Origin of the sequence: Tepidibacter hydrothermalis (assembly GCF_029542625.1) — a bacterium.
GTDB classification, from domain to species: Bacteria; Bacillota; Clostridia; order Peptostreptococcales; family Peptostreptococcaceae; genus Tepidibacter_A; species Tepidibacter_A hydrothermalis.
The window spans coordinates 1478592-1491272 of record NZ_CP120733.1; the positions used below are offsets into that span (position 1 = coordinate 1478592).

Genomic DNA, 12681 nt, shown 5'->3' on the forward strand with positions numbered 1-12681 from the left:
TGAAAAGAAAGACTTTGTTTAGTTTAGCTATTTTAATGACTTAAATTTTACTATTTATGTTTAAAAAATATATAGAAAATATAAATAGATTATTTTTGTTTAATTCAGAGATTTTATGGTTGAATGGGTTGAATTTAGTTCATTTAAATGACAATGTGGATTGAATTTTACGTTAGAAAAGGGAGGTGGAGATTATAGAAACATTATTAGTTGTAGCAGGGACTGGAATCGGAATCTTAGTTGGCTATATAGTTCGTAAAAATATAGCAGAGAAAAAGATTGGAGCTGCAGAAGAAGTATCTAAGCAAATAATGGAAAAAGCTGAAAAAGATGCTGAAACTATAAAGAAAGAAAAATTATTAGAAGCAAAAGAAGAATCTCATAAACTGAGAAGTGAAGTGGAAAAAGAAAATAAAGAAAGAAGAAACGAACTTCAAAGATATGATAAGAGATTAGTTCATAAAGAAGAAAGTATAGATAGAAAACTGCAATCACTAGAATCAAAAGAATCTAATTTGAATGAAAAACTAAAAACTATAGTAAAAAAAGAATTAGATATAGAAGAAATAAAAACTAAACAAATTGAAAAGTTAGAAAGTCTTTCAGGAATTACATCAGAGCAAGCAAAGAATATTATATTGACTAATACAGAAAAAGAAGTTAGACATGAGATGTCAATGATGATAAAGGAAATAGAGGTTGCTGCTAAAGAAGAAGCTGAGAAAAAAGCTAGAGAAATAATATCATATTCAATTCAAAAATGTTCAGCAGATCATGTTGCTGAAACGACAGTTACGGTAGTAAATCTTCCTAATGATGAAATGAAGGGACGAATCATAGGAAGAGAGGGTAGAAATATAAGAACCCTTGAAACGTTAACAGGTATAGACTTGATAATAGATGATACTCCGGAGGCTGTAATTTTATCAGGTTTTGACCCTATAAGAAGAGAAGTAGCAAGAATTGCATTAGAAAAATTAATATCTGATGGAAGAATACATCCAGCAAGAATAGAAGAAATGGTTGCAAAAGGAAGAAAAGAAGTTGAGAATATAATAAAAGAGCAAGGTGAACAAGCTACTTTTGAAACAGGTGTTCATGGACTTCATCCAGAACTTATAAGGTTACTTGGTAGACTTAAATATAGGACAAGTTATGGTCAAAATGTTCTTAAGCATTCTATAGAAGTATCTCATTTAGCAGGAATAATGGCAGCTGAAATCGGAGCAGATGTCAAGCTTGCAAAAAGAGCGGGATTATTACATGATATAGGAAAAGCAGTTGACCATGAAATGGAAGGAACTCATGTTGAGTTAGGAATGGATTTACTTAGAAGATATAAAGAATCTAAAGATGTAATTCATGCTATGTCAACTCATCATGGAGACTATGAGCCTCAAACTGTTGAAGCTGTTCTAGTTACAGCTGCAGATGCTATATCTGCTGCAAGACCAGGAGCAAGAAGAGAAACATTAGAAGCTTATATAAAGAGACTAGAAAAACTAGAAGAAATATCTAATTCATATGATGAAGTAGAAAAATCATACGCTATTCAAGCAGGTAGAGAAGTTAGAATAATAGTAAAACCTGAAAATGTTAAAGATGAAGGAATGCATTTACTTGCTAGAGAAATGACTAAGAGAATAGAAGATGAATTAGAATATCCAGGACAAATAAAAGTAAACATAATAAGAGAAACAAGAGCAATAGAATATGCAAAATAAAAAAGTAGCCAATTGGCTACTTTTTTATTTATAGAAAAATTATGAAATTTTTAAACTGAGCATAACATTTGGAAGTAGACTAAACTAGCAACTATTTTGAGCAACGGAGCCCGTTAGGACTCGTTGGCGACATGAGCCATGCGATAGCATGAAGCGAATTTTATTTGAATCTATTTCTTATTATAGAAACTACAAATATTAATACCATTATTGTAATAAATGAGTATATCATTATATCAAAAAAGCTAAGTCCTAAACCGTAAAATCCATGATTGCTGTAAAATGGGTATCTAAAATTAAAAAATGTGCGAGACTTTTTAGGAGTATAGTCTTCATCTTTAAAAACTTGTTTCTTATTTGAACTATCAGATGCTTTTTCGTTTGTAGTGTTTTTTGTGCTATTTGAAAAACTACCACTTTTCATAGAACTTTTAGGTTCAGAGTCTTTATATGTAGTATCCTTTGTATTTGAATAAGTAGTAGATTTATTTGTATTACTTTTTGTAGTGTTTGAAAAACTTCCGCTTTTTACTCCTGAATTACTAGATTTTGGAGCAGTAGAAGATGTATCTGTTACTTTATAATTAGTATCTTTTTTATTAGTACTATTTGTAAAGCTAGAGGTTTTTAAGTTACTATTACTACTCTTTGGTTTTTTGTATGAAGAAGAATTACTTTTATATGATTTGCTATAAGAAGAACTCCTAGATTTAGAATAGGAGCCACTTCTTGTTTTTGCATATGCTGTATTTACTATTATTTGAGAAAATAGTAATGTGAATATTAAGAATATAGATAAAAATATTCTCTTGAAATTTTTATTCATAAAATACATCCCCTTAATCTAAGTTGCAAGAATTAAATATTTGAGCTATATAATCAAACTCAGAAGCATCCGTTATTTCCCCATAATCATCTTCCTTTATACCAGGATAGTGGTATAATATATATTTTTCATCCTGATTATGTATGTTTTGAATTACTATATATCTTTTATTATCGTTTAATACTTGAATTGTAGACAACACTTTATATGTATCATCTTCATTTGTTTCGTTATTTGTAAGGTTTAAAGTATAATCCTTATAAGCTGTAGAATTGACGTTTTCATGGTCACACATAACGATTTTAGAGTTTGATCGACATCCAAGACAAGTATCGAAATTACATTCTTTTACACATTTGAAGCATGAGCATTTTAAGCAGTTTTTTATCTGCTTAAAATGCGACTCATGTTCTTTCTTGTACTTATTTAATTTATCTATATAGTTATCTTCTCTTTGGAAAATCTTAAAAATAGATTTTTTATTATATTTAGATTCTAAAGTATCTATTAGCTGTATATAATCTTTCAATATATTTGATTTTGATATATATTTTCTTTGATTCATTCTATCTTCTGGTAAAAATTCATTTATATCATTTATTGCATAATTTATATCTACGTACATTTTTTCATATTTACTTTTTTCATCTTTAAAGAAATTAGAGTCCATTTTAACCACCTTAACTAGTTTTTATATTGTTGAAGCTCTAAGTCTAAGTCTATATCATTTTCTAATTTTTCAAATTCTGCATCTAAAGAATCAGAGTTATTTTTAAGTTCAGACATACCTTCTGCCAAAGCTTCTTTTTTAGAAATTTTTCTTTCAATATCATCTAAGTCAATACTATTAGATCCATTATCTATATTTGCTAATATTTCATTTACCTTTTGAGACGCTTCTGCATTGTTGAGTCTTGCAGCTGCTTCATCTCTGTAATGTCTTGTTTTTTTAATTTCATCTTCTAAACTGATAAGTTTTGATTTTAATTGATCTGATTTTATTTTAGCTTCATCATAAGATGTTTTTAAACTCTCATATTTTTTATCTGACTCCATTTTCTTTTGTAAAGCTTTTTTAGCTAAATCTTCATTATTTTTGCTCATTGCAAGCTTTACTTTTTCGTCAAAATCATTAGATTCTTTTAAAGTTTCATCCATTTGCTTCTTTATTAAGTGCGCGTTTCCTATTACTTCAGCAGACGATATTTTGGCTTTATTAAGGCTTTCTTCCATTTCTCTTATTTTAAGATCTAAAAGCTCTATAGGGTTTTCTGCTTTATCTAATGCACTGTTTGCTTTTCCTTTTATAATGTTGTTTAATCTTTTAAAAATTCCCATTTAAACATACCTCCATATTAATTGATTATATTCACAAGTGGTTTTTAAAACTACTTGATGTATTTATGATAATATATAAATCAAAAAAATGAAAATGCGATTTAAGCTTGAAAATGATTAAAAAAAGGCATTGTAGTGATATATCTTGTAAATACTCCGAATTTCTTAAAAATACTATAAACATAATAAAAAAAGATAATTAATAATACAATACATAGTATTTAAAACTACATAGTGTCTTTTTAAGAAAAAGATAAAAGTAGAATTTAAAAATATCTCATAAGGTGATAAATCTATATTAATGTAAGAAAAAAAGCGATATTTATACAAAGCTAGTGGGTTATATTGAATATTATGTAAAAATATAGTAAAATAACCAGTGAAATAGGACTTGAACATAGTAGATATAAAGCTTTGGAAATATAAAAAAATATAAGAATAAGGAGTAGGGTGTTAAGTGGGAAAAATATTGAATTTTAGAAATAAAATAGGTTCTAGACTTATTGTAGTATTTATTTTATTAATAACTATATCGCTAAGTACATTAGGAATAACTTCATATGTTAAATCAACAGCAATTTTAGAAGAAAATTTAAAAGATAATTCTTTTCAAATGGTTAAGCAAATAGAAGAGAATATGGTAACTTTTATAGAAGAAAATGAATTTAATATTATTCAAATGTCTAAGGATCCAAATGTTCAGCAAGTTATATCAAATCAAGATTCGAAAATGTGGATGATGAAAACTTTTAAAAGTTATAAAGAAGCACATCCATTTGTTGAAAGCATTTATTTAGCTACAATCAATAGAAATATGTATTTATATCCACGATTGGATCTACCAGAAGGATATGATCCTGTTGAAAAAGATTGGTACAAAAATGTTTTAAGTAAGAATGATATAGTGTGGGAAAAACCATATAAAGATATAGTTACTGGAAAAATGGTTACGACTGTTTATATACCTGTATATAATACTAATAGTAACAATGAATTAGTTGGGGTGTTAGGAGTAGATCTATCTTTAGAAAATTTTTCAGCTAAAGTAAACAAACTTAAAATTGGAAAAAAGGGTGGTGTTGTTTTAGTAGACAAAGATTTAAATCTTATTACTCATAAAAATAAAGAACTTATAGGAACGCATATAAATGTAAAAGAAGTTGAAGAAGCTATAAAGAAAATTAATGAGGGAAGTGTAGAATATTCTAAAAGTGAACAAGGAGTTTCAAAAGATAAAATTGCATTATTTACTAAGATAGATAAATTAGAATGGACAATTATTGGAACTATGTATGTTGATGAAATTAGAGATGATACTAAAGTTTTATTTAATACTACATTAATTATAGGGTTGATATCTTTACTGGTAGCTGGATTTACTTCTATTATCTTTTCTAAGAATTTAACAAAACCTATAAATATACTTTCAAATAATATGAAGAAAATACAAAAAGGTGACTTTACAGTAAGGTGTAATTTTAAAAGTAAAGATGAAATAGGTCAAATAGGAGAAGGATTCAATGAAATGCTTGACGATATTGGAAAACTTATGAATAATATACAGAATACATCACAGGAAGTTAATAAGTCTGCACAGAACTTAGCAGGAACTTCAGAAGAGGTTAGTGCATCAGCTGAAGAAGTAGCAAGAACTGTAGATGAAATAGCTAAAGGAGCTTCTAATCAAGCTAGTGAATCGGATAAAGGGTCGGTTTTAGCATCTAATTTGGCAGATAAACTTAATGAACTTTCAGAAAGTACTGATGATATGTTAAATTCTACAAAAGAAGTTATAGATGCTAATTTAATAGGAGTTAAAGTTATAGAAGAATTAAAGGAAATAACAGAACTAAATAATAAAGAAACTAAGAAAGTTGGACAAGCAATATTTGAGCAAAACGATAAGGCAAAAAATATAGCTAATATATTAGATACAATAAGCTCTATTGCAGATCAAACTAATTTATTAGCATTAAATGCTTCTATAGAAGCAGCAAGAGCAGGTGAAGCAGGAAGAGGATTTGCAGTAGTTGCTGATGAAATAAGAAAACTTGCAGAAAGTTCAAGTAATGCAGCTAATGAAATAAAGGAAATTGTTATCAATATTCAAAATGATAGTAATAAAACTGTTGAGATTATGAATGAAGCAAAAAAAAGTACTATAAGTCAGTCAAATGCAGTTTCTCGTGTTAATGATTAATTCAATGTAATTATAAAATCTATTGATAAGATTACAGAGAAGATTAATTCTATTAGTGAATATGTTACTAATATTAATAATGATAAAGATAATATTGTACAAGCTATAACAAATATATCATTTGTATCAGAAGAAACAGCAGCATCATCAGAAGAAGTTAGTGCTTCAATGCAAGAACAAGCAAGTGCTGTTGAGGAAGTTGCAAAAGCATCAGATTTACTTAATGAGCTTGCTACAAACTTAAACGAAGAAATAAGTAAATTTAAAATATAATAAGATGAATGTGAATGAAAGCCATGGCTAGATATTATTTATCAAGACCTAATTTTAAAAAATATTAGTATTACTTTATTCAAACAAATTATATATATATAATTTGTTTGAATAATATAAAAACCAGCAATTTAATAATTGCTGGTTTTGTTTCGTGTCCATAGTAATTTCACACTACCACTTTAACATTCCAATATCCAAAATAATGTCATTCCAATTATAATAAAACCAATTAACACTATTTTTCCCAATTTCTTAACTTTTTCATCTCCATATTTAAATATTCCAAAAAACGTAAAAAACATTGTTAACCCAAGCATTATAGAAATAATTAATAAAAGTAAATCTTTATATATTTCAAAATCTATAAAATAATCATCTACTAATCTATATAATATAGTTGCAATACCGCTTATACAAGTGCAAATTAACATTAAAGTAGTAGAAACAGGTTTTTTATTTTTAATAGACCAAATTATTGTATGTCCAATTATAATAATACTTATAATTACAATTGTAAAATATATATATCCTGATGTATGATTATAATACAACTAGTATATCTCCTTTCAATTATATAATGAAAATATATTGTTTTTAAGGATAGCTAACATAAATAACTATTCTTTTGTAAATATTTAGTCATTATATTGATTTTTTTAGTTAAAAATACTATAATTTTTCTAATAAAATATTTTTTTAATTATGCACGATGTATAGTACTATTTCATAAAAGTTATATTTGCTTATATATATCTGCATAATTTATTTTTACTTTTTCTCTTAGTTCTTTATTTTCTTCTTCAAGTCTTTTTATTTTCCTCTTTAAACTTGCAATTATAGCATCTTTGTTATTCTCATCCATTTCTCTTTTTACTTGAGATGGAGTTGGTACTTGTGATTGTTGATGTCTTAAAGTTTCTATTCTTTCTCTAATATCTTTATTATTGTAAAGAGTTGCTTTTGTAAGTCCACTTTCGTTAGCAACACTATTAAAATTTATAGGTTTTTGAGCCTTGATAAGCCTTTGTATTGCCTTATCAACCTTTTCTTGTGTTATAGCTTTTCTTTTCTTATGCAAGGCTTTTAATTGTTCATTCCTATTAAAATTACTCATTAGTTTCACCTTTTCTTTTAAGTTTATCTATTCTACTATAAATTAAACTTCCAGTTGATATTTTAGAATAAATATCTTCATACAATTTAAGTAGTTCTTCATTTTCACTTACCATTTCAGTTCTATTGTACATTTTAGCATTTTCTATCATAGATTTTGTTGAATTAATCAAAATCTTATATTTATCTATATCTCCCTCAAATGCTCCAACACATAAATCCTTACAAGGACTCCCATTGTTACAAGTTAAGCAAGGTGGTTGTTTAGCAAAACTACATTTACCGTTTTTTCTCTGCATACAAGTACCATAAGGTGTATCAAGAGCATTTAATTTATGATTTGTATATAGCATATCTATAATATCAGATGGTATTTCACCATCATTTTCTTCTTTTAACTTATCACTTTCGTCAAAAGTAAATATTCCTTGTTTTACGACTTTATTAAAAATTTTTCTTTTAGTATCATCAAGTAATTTAGCATATCTCATAGTCATTTCTGGTGAGGCATGAGCCAGTAGTTCTTGTACTGTAACTATATCAGCACCACCATTCAACATTTTAATAGCATAGGTGTGTCTAAAAGCGTGATTCTTAAAGTGATATTTATTACCTAACTCATCGGTTATATTATAATCTATTGCAAATAAATTAAGTTCATTTTGAACCCATGTTCGACTATAAGGCCTACCTTTTCGAGAACCTTTATATCTTACAAATATATAATTTTCAGAGTTATTATATTCATTACTATACGTTTTAGCATTATCAATTAATACAGCTAACATATTAGCAAGTTCCTCATCAATAGGTATCCTATGACCTTCTACATAAGTTTTTTCTATATCAGCTTCTACCCAATATTCATTGTTTAATTTAACTAAGCAATCTTGTTTTAATCCTAAAACATCCGATATTCTAAGCCCTGTTTTAAACATTGTATAGACTACTGTAACAACTTCTTTATGAAGATTATTTATATTATCAAATAGTTGTTCTAACACAAAGTCTGAAACATAATCTATTTGGTCATTAGATTTTTTACGTAATTTAGGTTTATCTTCTGGAAATATTAAAATCCTAATATTTTTTGTAGGAGCAATATCATATTCTCTTATTTGAATATCTGATAAAAATTTCTGAATTATTGATAATGAATTTCTGATATATCGTTTAGGATTAGCATTCTTTTGAGTCAACTTCTCTTTAGCATATATATTTAACCATTCTATATACTTTTCTATATGGTGTCTTTCTAAGTCCTTTAAATCATTCCAAGTAGGCTCTAATTTGCATATAAAATTCACAAATAATGGAATTGATTCTAAGTACGATGAAGCAGTACCCCAAGAAAATTTATTATTAGTAATTAGTCTTTGTTTTATATATTTTTTCACTTGTTGTCGAATTTTAGCGTTATTTATTTTACTAAATTTAATATAATAATGATTATCTGATTTATTATAAGTTATGCCATATCGTTCTAAATTTCTAACATCCCATCTATCTTTTTCCCATTCTGTTCTTTCACCTGTTAAACTATTAAGCCACATTAATACATTTTCTAAAAATTTAGCAGTTGCAGTTTTTACGAAATACTCTTTTCCTATTAATTTAGAATGATAATTATGTTTTCGCATAATTTTTATATCTTTACTATTTAACCAGTCTATCCATTGAATATTGGCTTTTTCTAAATCTAATTCAAGTATCGAATTTATATTAGGATACTTTTCATTTATAAACTCTGACAATCGTGTTATATGTTGTATTTGAGTCATTAAAACTGATTGTAATCTCCATTCATCGGAAAATAATTTACTATAAACTATAAACTTAATTTCTTTGTTTATATTTTCATTGTTAAATCGAAAAGAAATATTTTTATTAGAGTATTTATAGTTTTCGACTTGTTCTTTAAATTGTTCTATATTACCGAAAAAAGCTATATGCCATTTATCATTTTCTAAAAAGTAAGTTGTTGCTACTTCTGTATATGTTACTGTTTTGTCTTCATTTATTGTTATTTTAGTATATTTTGATAATATTTTGATTATCTTATCATTATAATCATTTATACTATGATAACCTAATGTTCTTAAAGTATTATTCATTCATTGTCCCCCTTTTATATCTTACTAAAATGGATGGTCATCTTCATCAATATCTTCTTTCTGTTCAGTTTTTATATTAATCTTAAAGCTAGGTTGTGCTTTTTCCCAAGCAGATCTTATATCTTTATCAGAAGGGTGTACATACATATCCAAAGTAGTTTGAATATGAGCATGACCAGCTCTTTCTTGAGTTGCTTTTGCATCTTTAGTTGCAATATAAAATATAGTTAAACTTGTATGTCTTAAAAGGTGAGGGTGAACATCTATTCCTGTTTTATTTTTAAGTTTTTTAAATAAAGCACTAACATCTTGGTATTCTAATGGTTTACCTTTGTTTTCACCTCTTAATTTTACAAATACAAAGTTAGTATCAATTTCTAATTCATCTAAAATATCATAAGCATAATCATCAAATAAATCTATTAAATCCTGCGATATATGTATTTCTCGCTCTCCTGTTTTTAACTTTGCTCCATTAGGCAATTCACCTCTATCAATCAACTTAATTCTATGCCCTTTATTATGATCATAAACTATATCCTCAATAAATAGTGAAAGGAGTTCTCCTATTCGTAATCCCGTTTCAAATAGCAGCTTGATAAGAAATTTATCTCTAATATTAGTTGTAGCATTATAAATTACTTCCACTTCTTCTGGAGTTAAAACTTTTAGTTTTCGTCTTGGTTCTTTTATTTTAAGGATATTTTTATTTTTAGGGTTATCTTTATTCACATGATGTAGAAAGTCTTTATAAGAATTGCAACCTCCTGTAAATACTTGTTTCATTAGTTTTTCAATCATATCATTATTGATTTCTTCTGTTCTAAACAAGTAATCATAGAAGTTAGTAACAACTGTTACTATTAGATTACAAGTTGTTTCAGCTCGTTTAGTTTCAGATTCTTCATCCTCAATAGGTTTTAATTCTATTACTTTGTTACTTTCATAAGGATTTCTAAGCCATCCAACAAACTCGAATAAATCATTTATATTAATATTTGTGTAATTTTTTTCTATTGCACTTAAATATTCAAAGTAATGTTTAAGAGCGTAACAATAAGTTTTTTGAGTGTTATAACTTTTTTCACCATTATCAATAAACTTTAAGTATTTTGCTACTGGCATTATTGGTGTTCCATCAGTGTTAACTAACAAGTATCTTTTAACATTATTATCTAACTTTACTTCTTGTACTTTCATGTTATCCTCCTATGTAAACTTTACATCTTCATTATACAAACAAATGTTCTGATATACTACAAGCATATTATACCAACTATACTTCTTTATTCATCTACTTTTAATTATTCAAATATATAAAAAAAGATATAGAATAATAGTCCATATTAAACTATTTATCCTATATCCATAATACTCTATTTAATATTATATAAGCCATGGCTTTTTTATATACTAAGGGATTATAAAATTTTCGTTCTGTGGATAACATTGATGGAAGAATTATACTTGCAACTATTTTAAGCAACGGAGCCCGTAGGACTCGTTGGCGACATGAGCTATGCGATAGCATAAAGCGGATTTTTTTATATATTTTTAATATAAATATACACTTCACTTTTAGAAGGTGGAAGTGAAGTTTAAAATAAAAATTTATGACATAGTGCAAGAAAGTAACTATAGTGCAAAAACACCAAAAAATGGTAGATATTCTGCAATGAAAAATAAAAATTTATGCCATAGAAAAAAGTACTATTCTGTTAAAATTAATGTAATATTCGAAAAACTTATATTGGTTAATTCAGGGAAGAGAGTGATAATTAACTAATTGTACTTAGAAAATTAAAAAATAAAATAGAAATAATACAATAAATAGATGAACATATAAGTCAAAAGAAAACGTTTTCAGCATTGTACAGTTGCATAAGACTCTGTAAATAAATTTAAATGGCTATAATCTGAGGAACTAAAAATAGTCATTATAAATTTTTATTTAAAATTAATAAATAAGAATTATTTAAGGGAAGGGAGTTTTGTTTGTGTCAGAAATGTCAACAGTAGCTAATGCATCTGCAATTGCTGCGAAAAAGAAGCTATCATCTCAGTTTTTTAGAAAAGGTATTGCAATTGCATTATTTTCAGCTGTAATGTATGGATTCTATTCAGCGTTTTTAACCTTAGGTATGACTAAAGGGGTTTGGGCAGATTGGTATGGCGAAAACACATCAGGGTTATCACCTTTTGTTATTACATTCGTACTAGGAGCAGTTGGAAGTGCAGTAAATGACACTTGTAGTGCTATTTGGGCAATGTTATATGCAGGTGTTAAAGGTAAGTTTGGAGATTTCTTAAGATGTCTTAATACTACTCCAGGTCGTGTAATGATTTTAGCGGCTTTAATTGGAGGACCGGTTTCCAGTACAGCCTATGTTATTGGTCTTCAAATGGCTGGTTCAATTGTTATTCCTATTACTGCTCTTTGTCCAGCTATTGGTGCTGTTTTAGGAAGAGTTTTATTCAAACAAGAATTAAACAAACGTATGATGTTAGGTATTGCTATTTGTGTTATTGCTAGTTTTATGATTGGTAGCACAAGTATTAGTGGAGATGCACAAGAGGGAGCTTTCTTAGGAGTTTGCATTGCTTTTATTGCTGCTCTTGGTTGGGGATTTGAAGGTTGTGTGGCAGGTTATGGTACATCTATGATTGACTCTGAAATTGGTATTACTATTCGTCAGGCAACATCAGGAATTTCAAACTTAATTATATTACTTCCTATATTTGGGATGATGGCAGGAAATGTTGGTCTTTCAACTAATCTTGCGCTTAAAGCATTTACAAGTGGACCTGCTATGATTTGGTTTGCTGCAAGTGGTCTTTGTGCATTTGTTTCCTATATGTTCTGGTATAGAGGTAACAGTATGTGCGGTGCCGCTCTAGGAATGGCTTGTAATGGAACATTCTCATTCTGGGGACCATTCTGTTGCTGGATAGTACTTGGAGTATTTTGTGGTATCAGTGGTTGGTCAATACCACTTATAGCTTGGGTTGCTGCTGTACTTATGGTATTTGGTATTTTGGTAATTGCAATGAATCCATTGGATTTATTGAGAAAAAAGGAGGAAGAGTAGT

At 27.6% G+C, this 12681-nt stretch carries 11 protein-coding genes; 4 read left to right on the top strand and 7 right to left on the bottom strand.

Going from position 1 to position 12681, the window contains the following annotated elements; translation table 11 throughout:
- Nucleotides 1–185 precede the first annotated feature (185 nt).
- On the top strand, nucleotides 186–1724 hold the full coding sequence (rny, locus tag P4S50_RS06580; protein WP_277733887.1) for a ribonuclease Y: 1539 nt from the start codon (nucleotides 186–188) through the stop codon (nucleotides 1722–1724).
- Nucleotides 1725–1884: 160 nt separating this feature from the next.
- On the opposite strand, the gene P4S50_RS06585 is transcribed toward rny, so the two are convergent.
- Genes P4S50_RS06585 through P4S50_RS06595 form a run of 3 tightly spaced genes read right to left on the bottom strand, consistent with a single transcriptional unit; the run spans nucleotide 1885 to nucleotide 3888 of the window.
- Entirely contained in the window at nucleotides 1885–2550 is a 666-nt protein-coding gene (locus tag P4S50_RS06585) for a hypothetical protein (protein WP_277733888.1), read from the bottom strand.
- Between the two features lie 13 nt (nucleotides 2551–2563).
- Nucleotides 2564–3220: a DUF1292 domain-containing protein gene (locus P4S50_RS06590; RefSeq protein WP_277733889.1), complete on the bottom strand. Its 657-nt coding sequence runs from the start codon at nucleotides 3218–3220 to the stop codon at nucleotides 2564–2566.
- Nucleotides 3221–3234: 14 nt separating this feature from the next.
- Nucleotides 3235–3888, bottom strand: coding sequence for a PspA/IM30 family protein (locus P4S50_RS06595; RefSeq protein WP_277733891.1), 654 nt, complete (start codon nucleotides 3886–3888; stop codon nucleotides 3235–3237).
- Between the two features lie 457 nt (nucleotides 3889–4345).
- Between P4S50_RS06595 and P4S50_RS06600 the strand changes: the two genes are divergently transcribed.
- Nucleotides 4346–6088, top strand: coding sequence for a methyl-accepting chemotaxis protein (locus tag P4S50_RS06600; RefSeq protein ID WP_277733892.1), 1743 nt, complete (start codon nucleotides 4346–4348; stop codon nucleotides 6086–6088).
- 455 nt (nucleotides 6089–6543) lie between these two features.
- Here the strand turns inward: P4S50_RS06600 and P4S50_RS06605 are convergent, their stop codons facing one another.
- The 4 genes from P4S50_RS06605 to P4S50_RS06620 form a co-directional block, all read right to left on the bottom strand.
- Nucleotides 6544–6915, bottom strand: coding sequence for a hypothetical protein (locus P4S50_RS06605; RefSeq protein ID WP_277733893.1), 372 nt, complete (start codon nucleotides 6913–6915; stop codon nucleotides 6544–6546).
- A 182-nt stretch (nucleotides 6916–7097) separates the two neighbouring features.
- Nucleotides 7098–7478, bottom strand: coding sequence for a DUF6262 family protein (locus P4S50_RS06610; protein ID WP_277733895.1), 381 nt, complete (start codon nucleotides 7476–7478; stop codon nucleotides 7098–7100).
- Entirely contained in the window at nucleotides 7471–9591 is a 2121-nt protein-coding gene (locus P4S50_RS06615; protein WP_277733896.1) for a tyrosine-type recombinase/integrase, read from the bottom strand. The genes P4S50_RS06610 and P4S50_RS06615 overlap by 8 nt, the downstream gene beginning before the upstream one ends.
- A gap of 24 nt (nucleotides 9592–9615) precedes the next feature.
- A complete protein-coding gene (locus P4S50_RS06620; protein WP_277733897.1) occupies nucleotides 9616–10791 on the bottom strand; it encodes a tyrosine-type recombinase/integrase in 1176 nt (391 codons plus the stop codon).
- 391 nt (nucleotides 10792–11182) lie between these two features.
- Between P4S50_RS06620 and P4S50_RS06625 the strand changes: the two genes are divergently transcribed.
- Nucleotides 11183–11377, top strand: coding sequence for a hypothetical protein (locus tag P4S50_RS06625; RefSeq protein WP_277733899.1), 195 nt, complete (start codon nucleotides 11183–11185; stop codon nucleotides 11375–11377).
- A 220-nt stretch (nucleotides 11378–11597) separates the two neighbouring features.
- A complete protein-coding gene (locus tag P4S50_RS06630) occupies nucleotides 11598–12680 on the top strand; it encodes a hypothetical protein (RefSeq protein WP_277734691.1) in 1083 nt (360 codons plus the stop codon).
- Nucleotide 12681: the final 1 nt, after the last annotated feature.